Annotated in this window: 22 protein-coding genes and 1 other RNA gene; 11 read left to right on the top strand and 12 right to left on the bottom strand. The window is 30.5% G+C overall.

Features of this window, described 5'->3' with window-relative positions; translation table 11 throughout:
* Nucleotides 1-20: 20 nt before the first annotated feature.
* The 4 genes from MED152_RS13440 (at nucleotide 21) to MED152_RS12155 (ending at nucleotide 5,569) form a co-directional block, all read left to right on the top strand.
* Complete coding sequence (locus MED152_RS13440) at nucleotides 21-3,065, top strand: lamin tail domain-containing protein (RefSeq protein WP_015482193.1); 3,045 nt, start codon at nucleotides 21-23, stop codon at nucleotides 3,063-3,065.
* Nucleotides 3,066-3,089: 24 nt separating this feature from the next.
* The gene (locus MED152_RS13775; RefSeq protein ID WP_015482192.1) at nucleotides 3,090-3,257 is read left to right on the top strand and encodes a hypothetical protein; all 168 of its coding nucleotides are present in this window, start codon (nucleotides 3,090-3,092) and stop codon (nucleotides 3,255-3,257) included.
* Between the two features lie 85 nt (nucleotides 3,258-3,342).
* Nucleotides 3,343-4,479, top strand: a complete 1,137-nt coding sequence (locus MED152_RS12160; protein ID WP_015482191.1) for a hypothetical protein — start codon at nucleotides 3,343-3,345, stop codon at nucleotides 4,477-4,479.
* A complete protein-coding gene (locus tag MED152_RS12155; RefSeq protein ID WP_015482190.1) occupies nucleotides 4,469-5,569 on the top strand; it encodes a nucleotidyltransferase family protein in 1,101 nt (366 codons plus the stop codon). Before MED152_RS12160 ends, MED152_RS12155 begins: the two co-directional genes overlap by 11 nt.
* Here MED152_RS12155 and MED152_RS12150 read toward each other — a convergent pair.
* Nucleotides 5,566-6,918 (bottom strand): UDP-N-acetylmuramate--L-alanine ligase, encoded by a 1,353-nt coding sequence (locus MED152_RS12150; protein ID WP_041383672.1) that lies wholly within the window; start codon nucleotides 6,916-6,918, stop codon nucleotides 5,566-5,568. The genes MED152_RS12155 and MED152_RS12150 overlap by 4 nt on opposite strands.
* A gap of 168 nt (nucleotides 6,919-7,086) precedes the next feature.
* Between MED152_RS12150 and MED152_RS12145 the strand changes: the two genes are divergently transcribed.
* The gene (locus MED152_RS12145; RefSeq protein ID WP_015482188.1) at nucleotides 7,087-13,689 is read left to right on the top strand and encodes an alpha-2-macroglobulin; all 6,603 of its coding nucleotides are present in this window, start codon (nucleotides 7,087-7,089) and stop codon (nucleotides 13,687-13,689) included.
* Nucleotides 13,690-13,788: 99 nt separating this feature from the next.
* The gene (locus tag MED152_RS12140) at nucleotides 13,789-14,262 is read left to right on the top strand and encodes a hypothetical protein (RefSeq protein ID WP_015482187.1); all 474 of its coding nucleotides are present in this window, start codon (nucleotides 13,789-13,791) and stop codon (nucleotides 14,260-14,262) included.
* Between the two features lie 64 nt (nucleotides 14,263-14,326).
* Here the strand turns inward: MED152_RS12140 and MED152_RS12135 are convergent, their stop codons facing one another.
* Nucleotides 14,327-14,845, bottom strand: coding sequence for a DUF4136 domain-containing protein (locus tag MED152_RS12135; protein WP_015482186.1), 519 nt, complete (start codon nucleotides 14,843-14,845; stop codon nucleotides 14,327-14,329).
* A 4-nt stretch (nucleotides 14,846-14,849) separates the two neighbouring features.
* Nucleotides 14,850-15,899 (bottom strand): M28 family peptidase, encoded by a 1,050-nt coding sequence (locus MED152_RS12130; RefSeq protein ID WP_015482185.1) that lies wholly within the window; start codon nucleotides 15,897-15,899, stop codon nucleotides 14,850-14,852.
* Between the two features lie 146 nt (nucleotides 15,900-16,045).
* Here MED152_RS12130 and kdsA point away from each other — a divergent pair, with 146 nt between their 5' ends.
* On the top strand, nucleotides 16,046-16,864 hold the full coding sequence (gene kdsA / locus MED152_RS12125) for a 3-deoxy-8-phosphooctulonate synthase (protein WP_015482184.1): 819 nt from the start codon (nucleotides 16,046-16,048) through the stop codon (nucleotides 16,862-16,864).
* Nucleotides 16,865-16,902: 38 nt separating this feature from the next.
* Nucleotides 16,903-17,862 (top strand): transglutaminase domain-containing protein, encoded by a 960-nt coding sequence (locus MED152_RS12120; protein WP_015482183.1) that lies wholly within the window; start codon nucleotides 16,903-16,905, stop codon nucleotides 17,860-17,862.
* Here MED152_RS12120 and MED152_RS12115 read toward each other — a convergent pair.
* Complete coding sequence (locus MED152_RS12115) at nucleotides 17,859-18,230, bottom strand: DUF1801 domain-containing protein (protein WP_015482182.1); 372 nt, start codon at nucleotides 18,228-18,230, stop codon at nucleotides 17,859-17,861. The genes MED152_RS12120 and MED152_RS12115 overlap by 4 nt on opposite strands.
* Nucleotides 18,231-18,259: 29 nt before the next feature.
* Here MED152_RS12115 and MED152_RS12110 point away from each other — a divergent pair, with 29 nt between their 5' ends.
* Entirely contained in the window at nucleotides 18,260-18,823 is a 564-nt protein-coding gene (locus MED152_RS12110) for a hypothetical protein (RefSeq protein WP_015482181.1), read from the top strand.
* 4 nt (nucleotides 18,824-18,827) lie between these two features.
* Here MED152_RS12110 and MED152_RS12105 read toward each other — a convergent pair whose 3' ends face one another.
* The 4 genes from MED152_RS12105 to MED152_RS12090 form a co-directional block, all read right to left on the bottom strand.
* On the bottom strand, nucleotides 18,828-20,054 hold the full coding sequence (locus MED152_RS12105; RefSeq protein WP_015482180.1) for a mechanosensitive ion channel family protein: 1,227 nt from the start codon (nucleotides 20,052-20,054) through the stop codon (nucleotides 18,828-18,830).
* A 69-nt stretch (nucleotides 20,055-20,123) separates the two neighbouring features.
* The gene (locus MED152_RS12100) at nucleotides 20,124-20,309 is read right to left on the bottom strand and encodes a DUF3820 family protein (protein WP_051058605.1); all 186 of its coding nucleotides are present in this window, start codon (nucleotides 20,307-20,309) and stop codon (nucleotides 20,124-20,126) included.
* 70 nt (nucleotides 20,310-20,379) lie between these two features.
* Nucleotides 20,380-21,585: an NAD(P)-dependent oxidoreductase gene (locus tag MED152_RS12095; RefSeq protein ID WP_015482178.1), complete on the bottom strand. Its 1,206-nt coding sequence runs from the start codon at nucleotides 21,583-21,585 to the stop codon at nucleotides 20,380-20,382.
* 77 nt (nucleotides 21,586-21,662) lie between these two features.
* Nucleotides 21,663-21,872: a DUF2945 domain-containing protein gene (locus MED152_RS12090; RefSeq protein ID WP_015482177.1), complete on the bottom strand. Its 210-nt coding sequence runs from the start codon at nucleotides 21,870-21,872 to the stop codon at nucleotides 21,663-21,665.
* A 227-nt stretch (nucleotides 21,873-22,099) separates the two neighbouring features.
* Between MED152_RS12090 and ssrA the strand changes: the two genes are divergently transcribed.
* Nucleotides 22,100-22,493, top strand: a transfer-messenger RNA (tmRNA) gene (gene ssrA / locus MED152_RS13655).
* A gap of 50 nt (nucleotides 22,494-22,543) precedes the next feature.
* Nucleotides 22,544-23,176 (top strand): metallophosphatase domain-containing protein, encoded by a 633-nt coding sequence (locus MED152_RS12085; RefSeq protein ID WP_015482176.1) that lies wholly within the window; start codon nucleotides 22,544-22,546, stop codon nucleotides 23,174-23,176.
* On the opposite strand, the gene MED152_RS12080 is transcribed toward MED152_RS12085, so the two are convergent.
* The 4 genes from MED152_RS12080 to MED152_RS12065 form a co-directional block, all read right to left on the bottom strand.
* Entirely contained in the window at nucleotides 23,177-23,992 is an 816-nt protein-coding gene (locus tag MED152_RS12080; RefSeq protein WP_015482175.1) for a 2OG-Fe(II) oxygenase, read from the bottom strand.
* Nucleotides 23,985-24,680 carry a glycosyltransferase gene (locus tag MED152_RS12075; RefSeq protein ID WP_015482174.1) on the bottom strand — a complete coding sequence of 232 codons (696 nt, stop codon included), beginning with the start codon at nucleotides 24,678-24,680 and terminating at the stop codon, nucleotides 23,985-23,987. Before MED152_RS12075 ends, MED152_RS12080 begins: the two co-directional genes overlap by 8 nt.
* A gap of 61 nt (nucleotides 24,681-24,741) precedes the next feature.
* A complete protein-coding gene (locus MED152_RS12070) occupies nucleotides 24,742-25,836 on the bottom strand; it encodes a glycosyltransferase (protein WP_015482173.1) in 1,095 nt (364 codons plus the stop codon).
* Between the two features lie 10 nt (nucleotides 25,837-25,846).
* Nucleotides 25,847-26,536, bottom strand: coding sequence for a cell division ATP-binding protein FtsE (locus tag MED152_RS12065; RefSeq protein ID WP_015482172.1), 690 nt, complete (start codon nucleotides 26,534-26,536; stop codon nucleotides 25,847-25,849).
* Nucleotides 26,537-26,545: the final 9 nt, after the last annotated feature.

The following is a 26,545-nucleotide window of genomic DNA, read 5'->3' as shown; positions in this document are numbered from 1 at the left end:
AAAGCCTAAAAATTATAACTATGAAACACAAAAACTTTTTAAAAATTTTAGCTATAACATTATTTTCTTCTTTTTTTTCATATTCACAAACAATTAGTGATGATTTTGAAGATGGAAATTTAACGGGTTGGACTGAAGGTACTTCAGGCGATTGGACAAATTCAACTTCATCACCAATTACTGGAACAAGGTCACTAAAACATAATTTATCAAGCGTATCTGGTGAAAGTTATATTTATCACGATATATCCGCATTAGACTTAACAAACGAAGATACTAGTTGGCAATTTAATCTAGCAAATGGTGCTTGGGACCCATCAGGTAGCAATAAGTTTTGGGTTTATTTAACTGCAAATGAAACAGATTTAAGTTCTTCAACTGTAGATGGTTACGCAGTAGGTGTTAATCTAACAGGTACATCTGATATTTTAACTTTGTGGAAAGTAACAAATGGTGCTGCAGATGGTGCTATTGTTACATCTAGTTTAGATTGGGGCTCAGGTGATACAGTAGGCATAAAAGTAACAAGGAGTTCAACTGGTACCTGGGAATTATCTATAGATTCGGATGGTGGTTTTGACTCACTTGTCTCTTCTGGTTCTGCAGTAAATTCAGACTATACACATGATGGTAGTTTTGGTTTGTTTTTTGAATTCACAAGTTCTAGAGCTGGATTACTAAGAATGGATGATATTACTGTACAAGGTGCTGCTCCCAGCTCTGATCCAAGTGTTACGTTTGATACAGCTACAAGTGCTGAAAATGAAACTGATAGTGATGTTGTAACTTCTGGAGTTCCAATTACACTTTCAAATTATAATACTGATGTTACAATTACTGCAACTATAAATGGGAGTAGTACAGCAGAAGCTGGAGATTACACTTTGGATGTTACACCACTAACATTTGATGCCAATGAAACTTTAGTACTTCCATTAACGATAAAAGATGATACTGATTCTGACGATGAGACAATAGTAATAAATTTTACTGTGACTTCTGGTACAGCAGATTTAGGAATAAGTACACATACTGTTACAATTACCGATAATGAATTACCAAATTTGGTTATTAATGAATTTATGGCAGACCCAGATTCTACAAATGGAGATGCAAATGGAGATGGCTCTGTGGATTCATTTGATGATGAGTTTATTGAAATCTACAATGCTTCAGGAGGTGAGCTGAATATAGGTGGATATACCATTGAAGACAGTAGTGTATTAACACATACATTCCCAAAAGGAACTATATTGCCTACAGCTGGAACTATTGTTGTGTTTGGTGGTGGTACACCAACAAATATACCTTCATTAACACAGGTATCATCTGAGGGTTCTGTAAGTCTAAATAATGGAGGAGACACAATAATTATAAAAGATGCTGGTGGAACAATTGTAACTTCTTATACCTATGGCAGTGAAGGAGGTAATAATATTTCATTAGCAAGAAATCCAGATTTAACTGGTGGTTTTGTTACACATGATAATGTAACTGGAAATGGAGGGGTTTTATTTTCTCCAGGAAGAGACAATACAGATAATACTGGTTTTTATAATACATGGTCTGGAACAACCAATAATGTTTGGAGTACAGCTACTAACTGGCTTGATAGTGATAATCCGTCAGCTGCATCAGATAATATATACATCCCAAGTGGCTTAACAAATTATCCAACAGCTAGTTCTACAGTTACTGTTAACGCTACTTTTATTGGATCAGGAGCTTCTTTAATAGCTCAAAGTACTTATTCAGGTACAATTTATTACCAAAGAAATTTAGGAACTACAAATTGGTACTTAGTTTCAAGTCCTGTTGGAGGGGAAATTATGACGGATATGAGAGCGAACAATGACTTTGCAAGCGGAACAGCGCCTAACATTGGTTTTGCTCCTTATGATAATTCTCAAGCTAGTAGCAATGATAGATGGGATTACTTTGCTAATACAGCAACAACTGCTTTAGTTGACGGAAAAGGTTACTCTACAAAATTAGCATCAGCTGGTAATATTACTTTTTCTGGATCAATGAATGTTAGTGATTTCACATCAATAAACCTATCAGATAATAGTGGTGGTAGTGGAAACGCTTTTAACTTAATGGGTAATCCTTACCCTTCATTTATTTCTATTTCTTCCTTATTAAGTGCTAACGATTCTGGTGGAAATGATTTATTAACAGAATCTACAATTTGGATTTGGAATGAAGAAACGAGCACTTACGATCAGAGAAATTCGGCAACTATAGGTGCGAATGCATTTATAGCACCTGGACAAGGTTTCTTTGTTAATGCAGATGGTGCTAGTACAACTTTTAATATTACAGAGGCTATGCAATCACATGGCTCAGGAGAATCATTTCAAAAAAACAGTAGAACAGAAATTAAATTATTTCTTTCAGATGAGTCAAAAATAAGAAAATCGGAAATTTATTATTTAAATGGTACTACAACCAATTTTGATAATGGTTACGATAGTTCAATTTTTGGAGGTATTACAAATGATTTTCAAGTTTATACGAAACATGTGACTAATAGTAATGTTAATGAACAGGAATTAGGGATACAATCACTACCAAACTCAAATTACGAAAATATGGTAATACCAATTGGAGTAATAGCAGATGCAAACAAAGAAATTGCTTTTTCTACTGAAGTTACGAATTTACCTGAAGGCCTAAATGTGTACTTAGAAGATAGAACTGCAAATACATTTACCCAATTAGATGAAGAAAACTCTGAATACAAAATAACGCTAACCGAAAAATTAGATGGAATAGGTCGTTTTTACCTCCACACTAAATCTAGTGCACTTAATTTAAAAGAAGTAGATCTGAATTCAATTCGTATTTACCAAACTACAAATTCTAACTTAATGATAGCAGGTTTACCACAAGGTAAATCAACCTTTAAATTATTTAATCTATTAGGTAAAGAAGTATTGAATAATTCATTTGCGAGCAGTGGAAATAATAAAATTGTTCTACCAAATTTAGCTAGCGGAATTTATATTGTTCAGTTAGAAACTGAATCAGGAAAATTGAATAAAAAAATCACTTTAGAATAATACGAGTTTAAAAAGATAAAGAAGATGGAAAACAAAAACAACAAACAAAAAGATATCACTCGTAAAGAAGCGATAAAAAAAATAGGTAACTATGGTAAATATGCAGCATTAACTGCGTTAGGTACTTATATGATATTAAACCCTAAAAAAGCTCAAGCTCAAAGCCCTGAAGCTCCAGGATTTGGTTTTTAACTTTACTTTAAAATACATCCCAAAACGCCTCAATCATTGAGGCGTTTTTTAGTTATACTCAATATTATTTTCTACATTTAGAACAATGAAAAAAAACGAATTACTTTATAAAGTTATTGAAAACAAAACCATTACTTGGTTTAAAAACAGCAATGAGTATGTCATTTTTGAAAATACAACCGCAGACATTTTAAAACGAATTCATAAAGGAATTCCGATTAAGGTGATTGCAGAAGCTGTTGCTAAAAAATTGAGTGTCCCATTAGAAAAAAGTATCGATTTTATTATTGATTTGGAGAATCAAATAAACAAATCGTTAACGAAACTAAGCCCTGAATTAATTAACGATTATAGAGATATTAAAAAACCTAAGAAATATAAGTACATTAAATATTACCAAATAAATGATATTATAATTCATGTGGCTTATTTAAATGATTTGGAGTTGTCTTACATTCATCCAAAATTTGCACATTTAGAAATAGCAGAAACTAAAAAAGTAAACTACTTCTATGAAATTTTTATAGACACCAACTATATTTTTCTATATCTAGACAACGAATTTATTGGTGCTTGGGGAAGTAAAGAAATTCATTTTTTTCAAGGAAAATTTTCTATGGAGCTGATTCAAAAAATTCATCAGAAAGAAGAGGAAGAATGGTTAGGAGTTTTCCATGCATCTGCCATTGGTAATGGAGAAAAATCTATATTATTTTTAGGTGATTCTGGTAATGGAAAAAGTACTTCTTTAGCCTTACTTCAAGCAAATGGCTTTACCTGTTTGGCTGATGATTTTGTACCTGTAGCTGCAAATGAGTTGCAAGTGTTTAGTTTTCCTGCAGCCATTTCTATCAAAAAAAATAGTCTAAATACCTTGCTACCCTTTTATGCTGAATTGGCTGATGCAAAGGAATATGAGTATGAACGTCTGCATAAAATTGTACGCTATTTAAAACCTAATAATAACAATTACAAAAGTCATCTGCCTTGCAATGATTTAGTCTTTATTAAATATGAAAAATCGAGTGAGTTAGAATTCGATAAAATTTCTAAACTGGATGCATTTCAACAATTAGTACCAGATTCTTGGTTATCTCCCAAAAAAGAGAATGCTGAAAAGTTCTTGAATTGGTTTGAAGGATTAAACTGCTATCAGTTAACCTACTCAAACAATGATGAGATGATTAAAGCTGTAAAACAACTTTTTGAGAATGAATTATAGAAAAACACTTTTTTTTATTGCTGAATGTTTAACCATAAACACGATATCCAAAAATAAGAAAAGAATAGAAAATCAGTTAAAAACCAATGCCGTAAATTGGGATGATATTGTAAAACTTAGTACCGCTCATTATGTGTTTCCTGCATTATTTTGTAATCTTAAAAAAGCAAATTTTTTAGCCTATTTACCTGAAGATTTAGTTGCCTACATGCAACATATTACAAACTTAAATAGAGAAAGAAATCAGGGAATTATAGACCAAGCTAGAGAGCTAAATAACCTATTGATAGCAAACCAAATACAACCTGTTTTTCTTAAAGGTACAGGTAATTTATTAGAAGGATTGTATGAAGATATTGCAGAACGAATGGTGGGTGATATCGATTTTATTTTTTCAAAAGAAGATTATCCTAAAGTTATCTCAATTTTAGAGGCAAATGGATATACAAAGGTTCATCAAACTGAATATCATTTCCCTCAATTCAAACATCATCCTAGATTACAGAAAGAAGGAGCAATTGCTGCTGTAGAAATTCATAAGGAATTATTAATTGAAAAATATGCAGATGAATTTAATTATGAGCTTATCGCAAAAGATGTCCAAGAAATAAATGGATTTCAAGTGATGAGCTATAATAATCAACTTGCACTATCTATAATTGCCAAACAGATTAACGATGCTGGTTTTTATTATAAAGACTTAGCATTAAGAAATGCTTATGATGTTTTTTTATTATCACAAAAAACCAAGGCATTATCTGCTTTTGATCATTTTAAAACCTTAAAAAACCCTTTAAATTGCTTTCTTGCAAGTTGCTATAGCACTTTGAATAAACCTGAGTGTCTGGCATACAAATCAACTTTAGAAATAGAAGAGTATTTGTCAATTTTTGAAGCGCAATTGAATAACAGTTCTTTAAGAGCTAAAAACTTTAAAGCTGCAGAACGAAAATTATTTATAAAGTCGCGTGCTAACATCCTTTACAAATCAGTCTTTGATAAAGAGTACAGAAAATGGCTCTCTAAAAGAGTTACTGATAAAAATTGGCAACAAGAAAAATTAGTTCAACTTGGTTTCAAAAAAAACTAAACCAATTGCTTTACCTCTTCAAAATCTAAGCCTCCATAATTACCAGAACTCATTAAAACTACAGCTGATTTTTCTAAATTCTCAGAAAATAAAAAGTCTTTAAATTCTTTTGGGTTGGTATAAATTACTAGGTCATCTCTTTGAAATGCGTTTGCTATTTGCTCTTTAGACACCTCTTCTAATTGCTTAATCTCAACTGCATGTGGTGAATAAAATACCACAGCTTTGTCTGCTGCATCTAATGCACCTTTATATTCAGATAGAAATTCTGCATTTAAACTAGAGTAGGTATGCAGTTCTAAACAAGCAATAAGCGTTCTCTCCTTGTATTGTTCTTTAACGGCTTTTGTGGTGGCAGCTACTTTACTTGGGCTGTGTGCAAAATCCTTAAATAGTACTGTTTCTGAATTCTCTGCAATTTTTTCTAAACGTTTACTAGCGCCACTAAAACTTGCAATTGCCTCATAGAAATCGTCTTCATCAATACCCATATGTTGACAAATCCATTTTGCCCCTGCTAAATTTTGCAGATTGTGTTTTCCGAAAATTTCTAATGGTAAATCACCTTCTTCTGTTTCTAAATAGGTAATGCCATTATCAATAAAATGACTAGGCGTTTCGTAAGGATATTTTTTGATATGATTTTCTGATGATTCTACAATTTCAGCTACATTTTCATCCTCAGAATTGTATACCATACTTCCCCCATTAATCATAGAGTCTGTAAAAATTTTGAACTGCTCTTTATAGTTTTCAAAGGTTGGAAAAACATTTATATGATCCCAAGCAATACCACTTAACAAGGCAATGTTTGGTTTGTACAAATGGAATTTAGGGCGCATATCTATAGGTGAACTCAAATATTCATCGCCCTCCAAAACAATAAAATCATTCTCTTCTGTTAAATGCACCATAGTTTCAAAACCATCTAGTTGCGCACCAACCATGTAATCTACTTCTCTATCATGATAATTTAAAACATGTAAAATCATTGAAGTTATGGTAGTTTTACCATGAGAACCACCAATTACAACCCTAGTTTTATCTTTAGATTGCTCGTATAAAAACTCAGGATATGAATATATTTTTAAACCCATTTCTTGTGCTTTTACCAATTCTGGGTTATCAATTTTAGCATGCATTCCTAAAATAATCACATCTAAATCTTGACTAATTTTCTCAGGAAACCAGCCAAATTCTTGAGGTAATAATCCATATTTTTCTAATCTAGATTTAGAAGGATCATGAATTGTATCATCACTTCCTGAAACTTGGTATCCTTTTTGGTGTAAAGCAATGGCTAGGTTGTGCATTGCACTACCTCCAATAGCAATAAAATGTATGTTCATATCAAAAATTATAAAGAGTAAAAATACAAAAGCTTTCTGCAATATTAATTACCTTTAGAACGAAACTGACTTTAAATATTAGATTTATGTTGTAATAAATCTTAATAAAAAAACTTGTAGTTATTTAATGCCTGATATACATATCATTAAAAATTAAATTGATTAACGATGATAAAAAGAATAAGTATTGTACTAATAATTTTAATTTGTGCAGCAACCAACGCTCAAAACAACTATAAAAATCAATGGAAAAAAGTAGAAGTTTTTGAGATTGACGGCTTACCAAAATCTGCCTTAAAAGTAGTAGATAGCATTTATGCAAAAGCTAAAAGTGAACAAGAATCTCCACAAATTATTAAGTCTTTATTCTATAAAAGCAAGTTTGCTTTAATTTTAGAAGAAGATGCTCAATTAAAGGTTATTAACCAGTTAAAACTGGAAATTAAAGCATCCAATTATCCTACAAAAAATATTTTACAAAATGTGCTAGCCAACTTGTACTGGCAATATTTTAATCAGAATAGATTTAAATTTTACAATAGAACAGAAACAAATAGTAAAGTTAATAGCAACGATTTTAGAACTTGGGATTTAAATACCTTATTTAAAGAAGTTCATGCTTATTTTAACAAGTCATTACTAGAAAGTGAAATTTTACATGGTATTGATATTACCTTATTTCAAGATATTTTATTGTTAGATAAAGAGGCTAGAACATATACTCCTACCCTATTTGATTTTTTAGCAAACAATGCTTTAAACTTTTACAAAACCAATGAAAGTGCAATTACAAAACCAAGTTATCAATTTGTAATTGATGACGCCAAATACATTGCTGATTATACCAAATATAAGAAGCTAAATATCAATGCCAAAGACTCACTTTCTTTACAATTAAATGCATTGAAAATTTATCAAAAAATTATTGATTTTCATGCAACAGCAGAAAATTATGATGCCTTAGCTTTTATTGATATTAAAAGGCTAGAATTTGTAAATGCTAATGCTACTTTTAATGATAAAGAAAAGCACTTATATCAAACTTTAAAAATAGCTAAGCAAACATTAAAAAACACACCATCATCTGGATTGTATGCTTTTAAAATGGCAGAAATTTTAAATAATCAAGCCAATAAGAAAGAAGCTTTAGCCATTTGTAATGAAGTTCTTAAAAAGTTTCCAGAAAGTCTAGGAGCACAAAAATGCAAGATACTTCAAAAGAACATTACAGCCAAAACACTTGCTATAACTACTGAAGAGTTTATCCCTATAAATCAAAAATCACGATTATTAGTAACCTATAAAAATATATCCAAACTTTATTTTAAAGCGTATCGAATAAATAATAATCAATTAAGAGTTTTTAACAAGACACATAATTTAGAAGCTAGACTAAAATTAATTAATGTATTAAATGAAGTAACTTCTTGGCAACAAGCCTTAAGAGATGAAAAAGATTATATACAGCATAGTACAGAAATAATTGTTCCTGAATTTAAAAACGGAATGTATTTAATTATAGCATCAGAAGAACAAAAACCAAGCATTAAAAGCATTTATGGAACAGCAACCATACAGGCTACGAATTTAACTTTGGTAAAGAATTCTTTTAATGGTACAAATAACTTTCAAGTTGTAGATCGTGTTTCTGGAGAACCAATAAAAAAAGCTGAAATTAGATTAACCAATAAATACAGGTATAGAGGTGCTTCTATAATGAAAACATTAAAAACAGACAGAAAAGGTTTTGCCTCTTACAACAGTCGTAACTACTACAGCAATGTAGACATAAAAGTTACCACTATAAACGATACGCTTTTATTAGCATCGAATACCATTTACGAGAAATCACGAAAATTCAATTCTTCTGAAGACGATGAAATACGTATTAAGCCTTTTATTTTTACAGATAGAAGCATTTATAGACCAGGCCAAAAAGTATATCTTAAAGCGATTCTAATTAAAAAGATTGGTGAAAAATCTGAGCTATTAACCAATGAATATGTAGAAATTTCTTTAAACGATGTAAATGGACAATTGATAAAACAATTGGATGTAAAATTAAATGAATATGGTTCTGTTGCTGGCGAATTTACCTTACCTGACAATGGTTTAACTGGTGAGTATAGCATAGAAATAGATGAAAGTTATGAGTATGATAGTAAATTTTATGATAATGCAGATTTTTACTTTGAATATCCCACCTTTAAAAAAATAGCAGTAGAAGAATACAAAAGACCAAAGTTCGAAACAAATTTTAACCCTGTTAAAGAAACCTTTAAAGTAAATGATTCAATTTCAGTTACTGGCTTGTCTAAAGCTTTTTCGGGTGCTAGTATTACAGATGCAACTGTAGTTTATCGTGTAAAAAGGATGGTACAATACCCAAGTTGGTATTATTGGTACAGACCAAAGCCAAGCTCTGAATCTCAAGAAATTACGAATGGAGAAACAACTACAAATGAAAATGGTGAGTTTACCATTGTCTTTAAAGCAATTCCAGATTCTAAAACAGATAAGGAAAGTTTGCCTATTTTTAGTTATGAAATTACTGCAGATGTAACAGATGTAAATGGAGAGACCAGAAGCGTAACTCAAATTGTAAAAGTTGGGTATCATAGTTTGGTAGCTAAAATCAATGCACCTAATAGAATTGATAAAAATAACCCTGCAAGCCTTACCATTAATACTAAAAATCTAAACGATGAATTTGTTGCTGCTAAAGGAACTCTTAAAATATATAAATTAAATGCACCTAAAACTGCTTTGAGGCCAAGAACATGGGCTGCACCTGATTATCAACAAATTTCTGAAAGGGAATTTAGAAGTTTATTTCCTCATGATCCTTATTCCAATAATGAGAATGATGAAAAGAACTGGACTAAAGGTAAACTTGTATTCTCCACTAAATTTGACACCGAAAAATCTAAGGAAATTCAGCTAGAAAAGACTAGTAAATGGCTCTCTGGAAAATACGTAGTTGTATTAGAAAGTAAAGATAAATTTGGCCAAGAAGTTAAAGATCAACAAAGAGTTACAGTTTTCTCTAAAAATGATAAAAAAGTTGCAGACCAGAAATTATTTACAATAAATACAGATAAAATTTCATATGCAACTGGTGATGATGTTTTGCTTACAGTAGGCTCTGCCTCTAAAAATATAACGGTTGTACTTCAAGTAGAAAAAAATCACAAAATTATAAGCACACAGTTAATTGCTTTAAATAATGAAACTAAAACTATTAAAATTCCTGTTGATAAAAACGATAATCGTGGTTTTGCTATAAAATGGCATTATGTGAATTTTAATTATTTTGATAGCGGAAATCTATCAATTAATGTTACTGAAAAAAGTAATAACATCAGTTTTACCACAAATATTTTTAGAGATAAATTACAGCCAGGTCAAACAGAAACTTGGAGTTTTTCTCTAAACAATGATAAAAATGATGCTGTTGCTGCAGAAGTTTTAGCCTCTATGTACGATGCTTCTTTAGATGAGTTTAAAGCACATAATTGGCAATTTAACCCTACAACATCTAAATCTAAATATTACAGCTATAGCAGAAGCTCATCTAACAGTTTTGATAATGTGAGATTTTCCATAAAAAACTTACCTGTTCAACATTATACCTATCCAAAGATTGGTGCAACTTATTACAATTGGTTTGGTTTTAATATTTCTGAAAACAACTATTTGAATCAGCAATATTTAAGAAATTTAAGAGCAGAAGCAAAAGCTAAAATCATAGAAGATAGAGATGATTATGATTTTATTATAAAAGGAACAATTTCTGATGAGAGTGGAGTTTTACCTGGAGTTTCTATAAGAGTAGTTGGTACAACTTATGGCACTGAAACTGATTTTGATGGTAACTATACCTTAAAAGTAAAAAAGGGCGAAGAACTTAAAATTGCATATCTAGGTTATAAAATAGTTTCAAAAACAATAACAGACAGTAGTACTTTTAATCTAACCCTAGAAGAAGATGCCAATACATTAGACGAAGTTGTAGTAGTTGGCTATGGCACTTCAACAAAAACTGGATTACTTGGTTCTGTTGGTAGAAATGCAACTATGAAAAAAGCGTTAGTTGGCCAAGTTGCAGGAGTTAGTGTTTTAAATGATACAGGTCAACCAGGAGCAAATAGTGAATTGAGAATAAGAGGTTATGCCTCTGTTAGTGGCACTAAAAACCCTTTGTACATTGTTGATGGAAAAGTAGTAACCGAGTTTAATTTAGAACCCGCTGAAATTATTTCCATGAACGTTCTTAAGAACGCTGAAGCAACTGCACTTTATGGTGCTAAGGGTGCAAATGGTGTTGTAATTATTACAACCAAAACTGGGCAAGCCAAATTAGATAAGGAATTGTCTCAGGTACAAGCTCGTAAAAACTTTAAAGAAACAGCTTTCTTTTATCCACAGTTATTAACAGATAAAAGTGGTAAAGTTGCTTTTACTTTTACAATGCCAGAGGCTTTAACAAGATGGAAATTACAATTGTTGGCTCATAGCAAATCATTAAAATCGACAACAAAAACATTACAAACCGTAACTCAAAAAGAATTAATGGTTGTACCTAATGCTCCTCGATTTTTGAGAGAAAAAGACACGATTCATTTAAGTGCCAAAATTACCAATTTAACCAATAATCAATTGAGTGGTTTTGCCAAATTGATTTTAACAGATGCTATTTCTGGTAAAGAAATAGATTCAGAATTACAAAATATTGCGTCTAACAAAAACTTTACAGTAGATAAGGATGGTAATACTTTTGTTTCTTGGCAATTGGTAATTCCGGAAAACATTACTGCAGTTCAATATAAAATTGTTGCAAAAGCTGGAGATTTTTCTGATGGTGAACAAAATGTATTGCCTGTATTAACCAATAGAATGTTGGTTACAGAAACAATACCTATGTATGTAAAAACAAATCAAACTAAAACGTTTACACTAGATAAATTAAAAAACAACACCTCATCAACACTTAAAAACCATAAATTAACATTAGAAATCACTTCTAATCCTGCTTGGTATGCCTTGCAAGCTTTGCCTTATTTAATGGAGTATCCTTATGAATGTTCTGAGCAAACATTTTCTAGGTATTATGCAAATACAATAGCAAGTTATGTAGCCAATTCAAACCCAAGAATTCAAGAAGTTTTTGATGCGTGGAAAACATCGGATGCACTTTTATCGAATTTAGAAAAAAATCAAGAACTAAAATCGTTAATAATTCAAGAAACACCTTGGTTAAGAAGTGCACAATCAGAAAGTGAACAAAAGAAAAGAATTGCAATTTTATTCAATTTAAACCGAATGAAAAATGAACAACAAAAAAGCATAGAAAAATTAAAAGATATGCAAATGAGTTCAGGTGGTTTTCCTTGGTTTAATGGAGGTAGATATGAAAGTAATTTTATCACTCAATACATTGCATCTGGTTTTGGTCATTTAAAACAATTAGGTGTCTCTGAATTTGATACCTCTACTACAAATATGATGTCTAAAACTGTTCAGTATTTAGATAATGAAATAGCTAAGCAATTTAAAAAGCTAGTAGAAAATGCTAGTAGAATTCAAGAAGAAGCGAAGACAGAAAAGTTAGGTAAAGAAGCTTACAACAATTATTTAAAGGCAAATCACTTAAACTATTTTACAATACAATATTTGTATATGCGCAGTTTTTATAGTGAAATCTCTTTGCCCGAAAAGAATGCAACTAGTTTTAATTATTACTTAAATCAAGCTCAGCAATATTGGTTAGACTATAATCTTTATGCGAAAGGTCAAATTGCATTAACATTGTTTCGAAACGATAAAAAAGGAACTGCAAATGCAATTCTTAAATCTTTAAAAGAGAACGCAATTACATCAGAAGAAATGGGCATGTATTGGAAAAGCAATACAGCTGGCTACTATTATTATCAAGCGCCTATAGAAACACAAGCTTTATTGATTGAAGCTTTTTCTGAAATTGAAAATGATATGGCAACCATAGATAATTTAAAAATTTGGCTGCTTAAAAATAAACAAACCAATAGTTGGAAAACTACCAAAGCAACCTCTGAAGCTGTATATGCTTTGTTATTAAATGGCTCAGATTGGTTATCTGTTAAAGAAATGGTGGATGTAACTATTGGGGATCAAAAAATACAGCCTACAGAAATGCCAGATGTAAAAGTGGAAGCTGGTACAGGCTATTTTAAAACTTCTTGGAACAAAGAAGAAATTGAACAAAATATGGCAAATGTTACAATTTCTAAAAAAGGAAATGGAATTGCTTGGGGAGGTTTGTATTGGCAATATTTTGAAGATTTAGATCAAATTACAAGTGCAGAAACACCTCTTAAACTTTCTAAGACATTGTTTTTAAAAACCAATTCAGATTTTGGTAAAAAGTTAACAGAAATTACGAATAATTCCACAGTAAAAGTGGGTGATTTAATAACGGTAAGAATAGAACTTTCTTCTGATAGAAATATGGAATTTATTCATTTAAAAGACATGAGAGCTTCTGGTGTAGAACCTGTTAATGTAATTTCTAAATACAAATGGCAAGATGGTTTAGGCTATTATGAAAGCACTAAAGATGCTGCAACAAACTTTTTCTTTAGCAGGTTACCCAAAGGAGTTTATGTATTTGAATATGATGTTCGAGTAAATAATGCTGGTAATTTTAGTAACGGAATTTCTACAATACAAAGCATGTATGCCCCAGAATTTAGTAGCCATTCTTCTGGAGTTAGAATAAATATAAAAAATTAAATATCTTTAATGAGTTAATAATAATCTAAATGAGCTAATCTATTACTTAAGTTACAAGTAGATTTGCTCTGTAATTAATTAAAATAAATAGTAAAAATTATGAAAAAATTAGTTTTAGGATTTGCTTTTATATTAGGAGCTTTATCAATGAATGCACAGTCTATTTCTGAAAATGCTTTGGGTATTAGATTAGGGGATGATGATGGTTTTGGAGGAGAAATTTCTTATCAAAGAGCTTTGGGCGATAACAATAGAGTAGAAATTGATTTGGGTATTAGAGATAACAGTAATTTTGATGGATTTAAAGCCACGGGTATTTACCAATGGGTTTGGCAATTAGATGGTAATTTTAATTGGTATGCAGGTTTGGGTGCTGGTTTAGCAAATTATGATAGTAAAAGTACAGATGAGTCTGAGACTTTTGTTTTTGCAGCAGGAGATATTGGTATTGAATACAACTTTCCAAATACACCAATTTTACTTTCTTTAGATTATAGACCAGAATTTAGTTTCGGAGATCGTTTTAATGATTTTGGAAATGATGTCGCTATTGGTATAAGATATCAGTTTTAAAAACAAAGGCATAGCATATAAAAAAACCTCTAAATTAATTTAGAGGTTTTTTTATATCCAAAATTTATTTTGGTGGATATTGTTTTAGTATTTCATCTATAATAGAACCATAATGCAATTCCTTTTCTTCTGGAGTTCGTTTCTCTTTGACTGTTGAATTCAAAACTCCTTCCCATATTAAATTATTGGTTTTCGTATTAACAAATTCTATTTTAAAGGTTTCATTTAATTTTTTACCTCCAATTGGTATTCCACCAGAAATACCAAATCCACCATTTCTACCTCCAGAACCTATACCTACTCCTATTGTGTTGTTATTTTGAGTTTCAGAAGTCTTAACATCAACATTAATTAAAATACTTGGATTTTCATTGAACACTAGGCCTTTTGCTTTCAGTGCTGTTTGAATGACAGTCGTAACTCTTTTTACATCTAACTCGTTTAAACCTGCTCCTACATCTTCATAAAAATTGAATGATTTGAATGATGCAAAATCAAGTTCAGAATCATAATCAACCATAACCTTAGACCCAGAACAAGCTGTAATTAAAAAGACTATAAAAATGTATAAAAACTTCTTCATTCACTTATTTCTTTCGTTCTTCTAAAACCACTCTGGTTGGTGTATCTCTACCATTAATTATACTTTCAGTACCTTTTGCAACAGCCTGAATGGTTTGCGTAATCACTGTCATGTTTAATGTTTCAGCTTCATCAGAAACTTTATGATAATCTTTATCTACATCTATGGCAGTTGTAGAAAATGTATGAGAAGGCACACCTAACCTTGCCAAAGATGCATTGTCTGACCTAAAAAATAAATTAAAGTTTTTATACGGATCAGGAAATAATTGATACCCTGAACCTTCTAAATTATTCTGAACAATTTTACCAAAATCAGATCTTTCAAAACCAGTTAACCAAGCAGTATTTGGCCCAAAACTTGGAGTTTTACCAATCATCTCTAAATTAATACCTGCCACAAACTTACTAGCATCTATACCTTTACCAAAATGTGTAGAACCAACTAAACCCATTTCTTCTGCTGTAAAAGCAGCAAAAACAATTGTTCTTTCATTACCCATCTTTTTAAAATATTCTGCCAAAGCTAAAACTCCTGTAACTCCAGAAGCATCATCATTTGCGCCATTGTAAATAATATCACCATCTCCATTTTTCTTCATTCCCAAATGATCATAATGTGCAGAAATAATTACATATTCTTCTTTTTTAGATTTACCTTCTAAAACCCCAATAATGTTAGCGCTTGTAATTTCTTCTTTGCTTCTTCTAGGTGTAAAATTAAACGTTTGTCTGTAAGTTTCTAATCCATCAAAAGTGGTTAAACCTATTCTTTTAAATTCGTTTTCTATATATTTTGCAGCTTTTTCTATCCCTTCTGTACCTGATTTTCTTCCTTGCATTTCATCCGAAGCTAAGGTGTACAGATGTTTCTTTACCATCGTAGAATCTATAAAAAAAGATGATTCTATGGTTTTTGCATTTAACACATCTGTTCTTTTTACTGCAGATGCTCCATCCCTACCATCTTTGCCATCACTCGCTTTTTGGCTTATTTTACAACTTGTAAAACTAAATAAGAGTCCAACTGCAAGTATTTTTATTGTATTTGTCATAATTAAAAGATAATTTATTCGATAAATATAGCCATTTTTTACCTTCAATAGATTTATACATTAGTAATTGCAAAACAAATTAGCCAATCAATTATTAACAAGAATAGAAATTATAATTTCTGTACTTTTGCGTAAAATTTATACACATGATTTTATCTGAAATTCCAAATATAAAACACGTAAATTCTAATAATTTCTTTTTGCTTTGTGGGCCTTGTGCTATTGAAGGAGAGGATATGGCTTTAAGAATTGCAGAAAAAGTAATTACAATTACTGACAAATTAGAAATTCCTTATGTTTTTAAAGGAAGTTTTAAAAAGGCAAACAGAAGCAGAATTGATAGTTTTACTGGAATTGGAGATGAAAAAGCATTAAAAATTTTACGCAAAGTTTCAGAAACATTTAATGTACCAACTGTAACCGACATTCATGAAGTTTCTGATGCTGCTAAAGCTGCTGAGTATGTAGATGTTTTACAAATACCTGCATTCTTGGTTCGTCAAACAGATTTAGTGGTTGCTGCAGCCAAAACAGGTAAAGTTGTTAACTTGAAGAAAGGCCAATTTATGAGTCCTGCAGCTATGAAACACGCTGTTCAAAAAGTAAAAGACGCAGGTAATGAAAAAGCTTGGATTACTGATAGAGGAACAATGTTTGGTTACCAAGACATGATTGTAGATTTTAGAGGTATACCAGAAATGCGTGAATTTGCACCTACAGTTTTAGATGTAACACACTCTTTACAACAACCAAATCAAACAGTTGGAGTTACAGGAGGAAGACCTGAAATGATTGAAACGATTGCAAGAGCTGGTGTTGTAAATAATGTTGATGGTTTGTTTATAGAAACTCATTTTGACCCTTCTAATGCAAAGTCTGATGGAGCAAACATGTTGCATTTAAATAATTTAGAAAATTTACTTACCAATTTAGTGGCTATTAGAAAAACTATAAATAATTTATAGGCACAATATTTGATATCTTAAGTTGTTAATTTATTTGAATGAAACAACTTGTATTTTTATTGGTATTTAGTTCGCTAACTATTTCTGCTCAATCTTATGATGATGTTGATGCTAAGGTTTTAAACTATCCTAGATATTCTAATGTAGAAAATTTAGCATCTCAAATACAGAAAGATTTTTCTACAGACGAAGATAAAGCAAGAGCTGCTTTTTTTTGGTTGGCTAAAAATATTAGGTACAATTTAAAAGAGTATTACAAACCTCAAAAAAGAAGTTATAGAATCAGCTATGCTACAGAGTTGGAAAAGGAACAGAAATACCAGCTGTTAGTAGACGTTTTAGTTGATAAAACCTTTAAAAACAAAACTGGTGTTTGTGAAGAATATGCCCAGTCTTTTAAGAAAATTTGCGACTTACTTGATATAGAGGCTGAAGTTATAAAGGGTAATGTTAGAAATACTGTTGCAGAAATTGGTAATGTTACAGCTGCTACAAATCATGCTTGGAATGCAGTAAAAATTGATGAAAAGTGGCTCATCTTAGATGCTACTTGGGCTGCAGGTTATGAATATAATGGCAAGTGGGTACGTGATTTTAATTATTATTTCTATGACATTCCAAAAGATAAAATTTTAAAATCTCATTATCCAGAAGATGCACTTTGGGTTTTACGATTTGGAAGAATGAGTAAAGAAGCATTTTACAATCAACCAATTTACAGCAATAATTTTCTGGGTTTAGAAGCTGAATTAATCGCACCAACAGAAGGAATTATTTCATTAAATAGTGAAGATGTTATTGAACTAAAATTTAAAAACTTAACAGATTCGCTTTTAATTTTTTATGTTTTTAAAGGTTCGAACCGCGCTTTAAAACCAGCTATCATTAAAGAAGGAAAATTTTCGATAGTAAAAATTCCAAACCCTAAAAAAAATACCGATTTGGTGTTATTTATTAATAAAATTGATGCGCTTCATTTTAAGATTAAACAACGCTAATTTTTCTTATAAAAACCTTTGTCTTTTAATTGATGTGCTTCTTGTAAAACGGTTAACAAAACTTCTTCGTTAATATCTTCTATGTTGTAGTATCTTAAAGATTTAACCACTTTTCTATTTTCAGATATTAGAAATTCATTATACTTTGTAAGATGTGCAGAAACCCAAAAAGCAAAATCTACAAAGCCTTTTTTCTTGGATGGATTCAAATAACAAAAGGGCTTGTTATCTAAATAATAAAAAGGAATTTTCCATTTAAACTGCAAATCTACCTCTGGAAACGTACTTTCTATTAAAATTTGAAGGTGCAACAAAATAGACTTAAAGGGTTCTGGTTGATCTAAAATATATCTTTCTGCTGGTTTCATTTTTGTATATTAGCACAAGTTATAAAATTATGAAAAATCAAGATTCCCCACACATTAATTTTTCTTTTACTGGTTTAACTAGTATTTTTTTAGGCTCGCATCTTTTAATTGCAGCTTTTATCATTAAAAGTATTATTGATGGCGCAAAACTTCGAGGAGAAGGCTTAAATTACAATTACTCTTCTCTTACAGAAACCTATGTTATTATTATTGTAATAATAGCCTTTTTACTTTTCCCATCCTCTATATTATTTACAGAAAACAGAAAGGCAAAAAAGCTAGGATATCAATGTTTAAATCCAATAACGAAAAGGATTTTAATTAGATACAGCTTAACCCTTATCACGTTGTTTGTAATTCTATTTTTCGTTGGCCAACAAGAATTATATAATTATTTAGTGCCATGTTTTTTATTGATTTATGGTGTAATTATATTTGTTTTTGAACGTAAAGAATACAAAAATGTTCTTATCATTTCAGGAGTTTGTGCGTTACTTAGTGTAATCTGCTTAATTATACCTTCTTATTGGTATTACTCACTCTTTATACTCGGAGTTGCACACTTAACTTATGGAATAAGCAAACAGCAATAAGAAATTAACTACCAATTTTAAAGCCTCCAATCTTAAAGCCAGGTTGTTGGTAATCTTTAGGAATATTTTCTGGAGGTACAGTTAGTGCTCCACCATCTCTAACAGCACTGTAATGTGGAGATAAGATTTCTATACCTGCATTGTGTAATTCATTTTTAATACTTTCGTGTAAATACGAATAAATTAAAGCACCTTTCTCAGGATTTTTGGTATGACAATTAATCTCATAATTGATATAAAAATCATCCAAACTTTTTACAAGCACAAAAGGTTCTGGCTTTTGAAGAATTAAATCTGTGTTTTTGGCTCCTTTTACTAAAGCCTGAATAACATCTCCACTAGGAACATCATACCCTATTGTTACAGAAGTATGTAAAATAACCCCTACATCTTCTGCTGCATTTTTGGTGAAATTTACAATATGGTTACCCAAAATAGATGAATTTGGAATGGTAACATCTAAATTTTTGATTGTTTTTAAACGAGTTACCAGTAAACTTCTTTCTGTTACATCACCAATAGTATTCCCTATTTCTACACGATCTCCTACTTTAAAAGGGCGCATATAGGTAATAACAATACCTGCAACTATATTAGATATAGCAGCAGTAGAACCTAAAGAAAATAATACTCCTAAAAAAATAGAAACCCCTTTAAACCCTTCAGATTGTGAGCCAGGTATGTATGGCCAACAAATAATAACAGAAAAAGCAATAATTACTACCCTAACTAAATTAAAGGTAGGTTTGGCCCAATCTGCATGAAAACCATCTAAACGAACCGCTTCTTTTTCCAATTCGCTAGTAACATACTTTAAGAATTTTAATAAATATTTTGTTCCAAAAAAGATAACTAGAATAAAAAAGAACCCTGGGATAAAGTCTAAAAAGCCATCAATAACAATATCTACAGGCTTCATGACATAACCCAATATTTGATCTGCAATTTCTTGAGTTTCTGGAATAAAGTGAAAAACGAAGGGTAAATAAAATATTAGAAAAACAATACTTATACCAATTCTTAATGCTCTTATGGTAAACTTTAGAATGTGTTTTTCTCTTCTAGGTGTAATAAATTTAAAGAAATGTTCTACTTCTGCTTTTTTAAATAAAACATTCCTGTCTAATTTATCTAGCTTGGTTTGCAACCACTTAAAAAATTTTTTCAGCAGAAAGAAAAATAGAAATATTCCTAAAATAGAAACACCAAAATAAACGTAATTTAAAACCATTTATAATTTTTATTTGATGGCATAAGATAACAAATGTAAATTATTTTTTATTTGAAATGCAATTTATATTTAATGGTGGTCTTTTTTAATTTTACGTATAATATTCTCTAAACCATTTAGTTTAAGCTCGTAAACTAACTTTAGCTGATCTCCTAACTTACCTTTAGGAAAACCTTTATTGTTATACCAAACAATATAATGTTCAGGCAAATCAATTAAAAAAATGCCTTTGTATTTACCAAATGGCATCTTCATTTTAGCCAAATCTAAAAGGTATTGTTGGTTGCTATTTAACAAATGAAATCGTTATTTATGAATTACAATGCTACTCTAAACCATCTACATAATCTTGTAGATAAGAAAATCTGTCTGTTAGTTTGCCATTTGCTGTCATTTTAGCTCTAGCTAAAACACCATCTTTATCATTATTAAAAAAAGCTGGAATTACATTTTCGAGAAACATTTCTCCAAATCCTTCACTAGCATCTTTTGGCAATTCACAAGGTAAATTATCTACAGCCATAACCACAATAGCATTATCGTTTTTGTAGTCGACTTCTTTTTCTTCTAAAGGATCATACCCATACACAGGTTCTGCAATGGTTGATGCTTTTATGGTTGAAGCTACAGGTCCATCAATATCACAAGAGATATCTGCAACATATTTAATTTTAAAGTTAACCTGTTTAGCATCTTCTCCAGTAAATAAAAAAGGTGCTCCATCTCCATAAAAATGACCTGCTATAAAAAAGTCGGTCACTGCAGCAAATCGCATAAAATCTGATTCGTAATTTTCTGGGTGATTATAAAAGTCAAAATTATCTATAACCTTGCCATCTTTACGCTTATTGTAATCTAGTACATCTGCTAAGCAATACACAACTTCATTAAAAGCCTTATTTAAATAATCGTCTACAGATACTTCTTTTATATTCATAGCATCTAACATTTCTTTAGCTCCATAAGCTACTTTACCATTACCAGTAAGTAAAATTTTAATCGGAGAAAGATTGATACTATTCAAATTTGATATTAATTCTATTTGACTGTCTAATGTTTCTGCTTTTGGTAAACTAAACTTTTCTGTTGTCAAGCCAATTGCTCTAAAACCATTGTAGGCGCCTACAATTCCTGCATACCTTCCAAAACCAATTAGTCTCGCCCCATTTTCTTTGATGATAGTTTCATGGTCGTACAACTCTATATTTTTTTCTAAAATAGCCCTTAACAACTTTCTATTATAAGGCTGCTTTTTTATTGTATGACTAAAGAAAAAATATTTTTTGTTTGGTATTAAGGCGTCTATTGGTACTTCTTTAACTCCTAAAAGTACATCACAGTCAGAAACATCTGTAGTGACCTCTATATTTTTATTTTGATAAGCCTCATCATTAAAAATTCGAATGTCTGAACTTTCTACAACTACTTCTGCCTTAGGAAACTTTTGTTTTAATAATGCCAGTTTGCTTGGTGAAAAAACCACTCTTTTATCTGGTGGATTTTTACGTTCTTTTATAATTCCGAATTTCATATGACTTAAAATAAAAATGCTTTTTTCAGTGTATAAAGATAGACTGAAAAAAGCGTTAAAAAAATTTCTTTTAGAGATTATGCCCTCTCTACTTCACTTTCTGATTTTAGTACTGCACTACCATCTTCTTGCTTAATGAATAAGGCTTTATTACCTTCTTCACCATCTCTAGTTACTTCGTTACCTTTAATTGTTTTGGTGACTTTTTCTGTATAGGTTTCTTCTACTTTGCCTTCTGCTGTGCCATTTCCCCATTTCCATTTTACTTGTGTTCCTTTCTTAATCATAATTTTTGTTTGTTCAAATTTAAAAAATTGAGGACAAAAACTGTCTTAACAATATGATAAAAATTGTAAACCTAATGCAAATGTTTTTTGTATTTTTGCAGACTGCGTTAAGGATTGAACGATTTGTTTGAGTTCTTTTATAAAATGTAATGGAATAAAAAACGAGTAGTGAAAGCCTGACTTTAATTTTAAATGCTTTTAAAATAAAGTAACGCCCAAATTATTTTGGGGACGACTGGTTTTGACAGCAAGGACAGTGAATTTGTAAGCATATCAAGGAGTGAAATGATTCTTGTAAAACTTATTTCAACTTTTTAAACGGCGAAGATAACTACGCTTTAGCTGCCTAATCTGAATTATAGTAGGATTAAGCCTAGGCTCACAAGGTGAGCAAGCTTTATGTCCACGAAAAGCCTTGGTTTATGGCGTTTCATTTATGGGCATCGTAAAAATAAACATAGAAAACTTGTAGCTTTGGCAGGTTTTTGAAACTAAAAAAGCTAAGTTAAAAGTGGATTGTTCTTAATCAGCTTTTGATCGAAAATTAAGAAAGAACTAAATATGTAGAAAGCTTTTTGGCTGCTTGTTTGGACCCGAGTTCGATTCTCGGCGTCTCCACAATTTAAAACCTCAACTAAATTAATTTATTTGAGGTTTTTTTATATAAGTTTATGAAGATTGTTTTAATTTCTGACACACATAATAAACACCAGTTTATTAAGGATGATGAATTGCCAATTGGCGATGTTATTATTCATGCAGGTGATATTACTAATAAAGGAAATAGTATTGAAACGTCCTCATTTTTAAGCTGGTTTGCTAACTTACCTCATAAATACAAAATATTTATAGCTGGTAATCATGATTTTCTTTTTGAAAGAAGGAAAAAAGAAGAGATTGCCAAACTAATACCTGATAATGTAACTTATTTAGAAAATTCAGGAGTTGTAATAGATGGCATTCAATTTTGGGGAAGTCCAGATCAACCTGCTTTTTATCAATGGGCGTTTAATAAGACTACTTCTCAACGAAAAATTAGTTTTGATAAAATACCTGAAAGTACAGATGTATTAATTACACATTGCCCACCATTTCGAATTTTAGACGAAACAAAAGATGGTGAAGACGTTGGTTGTAAAGTTTTGCGTGAAAGAGTAAAACAGATAAAACCTAAATTGCATGTTTTTGGACATATACACGAAGCTTATGGCCAAAAGTTATTTAATAAAACTCAGTTTGTTAACGCTAGTTTGGTTGATGAATATTACGTTCGTAAGAATAAGCCAGTCATTTTTGAGCTATAACTATTTCTTATATTGATGAGGATTTTCTCTAATTCCTTTTTTAAAAATTTTACGAACAGAACCTCTTAAACTATTGTCTAGTTTTAAGACTACATCTTTCATTTTCTGTGAAGGTCTTCCTCTAAATGTAGTAACATGAAAATCGTCATCTTCGAGTAATGGCTGTTTAGAAAAGTAATAATTAGAAACACAGCATCTTACATCATCTACCAAAACTTTATTTACAGAATGCCAAGATTTTTGATGGGTAGCCATAATAACCAATCTGTTACTCTTACTTTCTATAGCAACAGGTTTATCTTTTAAACCTTTAGGCCATAACTCTAAATTGCCACCATTTTCTAACTTCCAATTGGGAGTTACATAATAAAGTAAATTTAATACACGCCAAAGTTGCCTGTCTTTGTCATGTGAATTGTCTAAATGCGGACTTAAATAATTGCCTTTTGCCATTAATGATAAACCACCTGCATACAACTTTTCATCGGGTAAAATATGGGGTATACTCGTTATCTCTGAGATTAACTTTACCACTCGAAGATCTTGAAAAGCATAAATAACTTCCTCTAAAATGGGAGCATACTTATTCATTTGATAAGCAACATATTTATGCTCTCTAATACTTTTTCGTTTTTTGGTACCTTCTAAATCAGGAAAATTTACATGAATTTTTTGAACCAATTCTTCAGGAAGTAAATCATCTATAAAAAAATGACCAATTGTATCTTTTGATTTATTGTATGCAGAAACCAACTGTTCTTTATCAGTCTTTAATTTTTCTACTATGAAATTTGCTATTTCTTTTCTGTTAATCATTTAATTGTTTGCGAAAAAGATATTTGGTCTTGGCAATAATATAAAATAATGGCTTAAAAAATTTATTACTTAAGTCAATTTTTAGATTTATCTCTTCTTGATAAATAGTCCAATCTCCTGATTTTGAAACCCCATCTGAACTACACTTAGCAATAGGCAAATCTAAAATTTTACAAGAAAAATCATTTTTAAACAGATATAAATTCAACCAATAATCTGATAAAACTGGATATTTTAAATCGTACTTAATGGTATCAAAAATTTCTCTTTTGTAAAATGTACTTTGATGATGCAATCCATTTCTGACCCACATAAATTTAGACCAATATACATCTTTCAACTTTTTCTTTGTATTGTAAATAAAAGCACTTTTATTTCCTTCATAAATAACCTTACCAGCAATCAGCGTATTTTCTGTGCTAGATTCTTCTGCAAAAACAGTAGCCAAGATATTTTCATTAAACAATTCATCATCTGAACCTAAAAAATAAAGATACTCTCCTTTAGATAAAACTATACCTTTATTCATGGCATCATAAATACCTTTATCAACTCTAGATTGATAGTAAAATGGTTTTTCTAAACTACCTAAATAATTTTGAGTTTCTATAGATGAGCCACCATCAATTATCCAAACTTCATAATTCTTAAACGTTTGCTGCTTGATACTTTCTAAGCATTTCTGCAATCCAGAAAGATTATTAAATACAGGAATTATTATGGATAATTTAGTCTTGATAATTTTACTTTTAAAAATATTGATCTAATTTCTTTTGTTCAATTTCCCAACAAAGTATTTCTTTCGCTTTTTGCTGGTTGCTTTTAATTTCAGCAAGTAACTCGTCATTAGCTAATAAATCATTTATAGTTTTGGCAATGGTTGTTGGTTTATAATCATCTACCAACACTCCAACATTAAAATCATTTACAATTCTTTCTACTTCAGGCAGTCTACCTGCAATAATTGGAATTTCTGCATGGATATAATCGAACAATTTATTGGGCAAGGCATACTTAAAACTTAACCCTAGAGGTTCTTCTAACACCATACCTAAAGTAGCTTTCTTAGTATAATTAAATAGCTTTTCTCTAGCAACTCTGCCCATAAAATGAACTCTATGTTGCATATTTTGCTTTACTACAAATTCTTTTAACTCCTCTTCTACTTTACCATAACCAATAATAATTAAATCTAAATCATCTATATGATGAAGTGCTTTAATCATCGGTTTTAGACCTCTACCAGGGTTTAAAACTCCTTGATACAATATGGTTTTATTTTCTGTGGGAAATGATACCTCTTCTACCTCTAAAACATCCTTTTTTAACGGAATATTTCTAACTAACCCCATATTGTTCTGATATTTTGAATGATAAAACTCGACTATAGATTGGCTAACAGTATAGGCTTTTTTAACGCGAGGTAAAAAGTAATTTTCTAAGGTTCTCCAAAAATTTTGAACAAATCGTCTACCTTGCAATTCTGGTCCTTCAGAAAAAAGTTCATGACTATCATAAACCAATTCTACTTTTTTAAATCGACTCGCAAAAAAACATGCTGGTAATGTATCTAAATCATTAGAAAGAATAACATCGGTTTTTGTAAATAGTAATGTGAATAATAACCTTAAATTGAATTCAGCATAAAACAAAAAATTATGATTAAAAAAATGTTTTTTGCGTACTATTTTATAAGATCGATCTACGTTTATTGTATTTGGTAAAACTCTACCATACATAGTTACTTCATAATTTTTAGAAATTAAATAATTGCAAATTTTGTGCACTCGATAATCTGTAGAAATATCGTTTGTAACTGCAACAAAAATTTTCTTTTTACTCAAAAATCTATTATTAAGAAACCGTAGTTTGCTGTGTAACTTCAAAAAGTTCTCCAGCCTCAACCTTTAAAGTATTGTGTTTAAACTTTACAATTAGCTGATAGTCATGAGTGGCCATCAAAATAGTTTTACCACTTGCGTGAATTTTATTCAACAAATCCATAACTTCTAAAGAGGTCTTTGGGTCTAAATTACCTGTTGGCTCATCTGCTAAAATTAATTCTGGGTCGTTTAAAAGTGCTCTAGCTATTGCCACCCTTTGTTGCTCACCTCCAGAAAGTTCAAAAGTTTTCTTATAGTATTGAGATTGCATACCAACTTTTTCTAGAACTTCGTTAATTTTAGATTTCATTTCCTCTTTGTTTTTCCAACCAGTAGCTTTTAAAACAAATTCTAAATTCTCAAAAACAGTTCTATCACTTAACAATTTAAAATCTTGAAATACAATTCCTATTTTTCTTCTTAAAAACGGAATTTCTTTCTCTTTTAACTTTTTTAAATCAAAGTCTACAATGGTTCCTGTACCTCTTTGTAATTTTAAATCGCCATAAAGCGTTTTCATTAAACTACTTTTACCACTTCCAGTTTTTCCAATTAAATAATAAAATTCACCTTTATTAATGGTTAAATTTACTTTAGATAGTACCAGATTATCTCTCTGATAAATATCTGCATTTTCTAAATGTAAAACTGTTTTTTCCATAAAATAGTA

Source organism: Polaribacter sp. MED152 (assembly GCF_000152945.2).
GTDB lineage: Bacteria > Bacteroidota > Bacteroidia > Flavobacteriales > Flavobacteriaceae > Polaribacter.
Note: the sequence above shows the minus strand (reverse complement) of the source record. Positions and strands in the feature narration are given on the sequence as shown.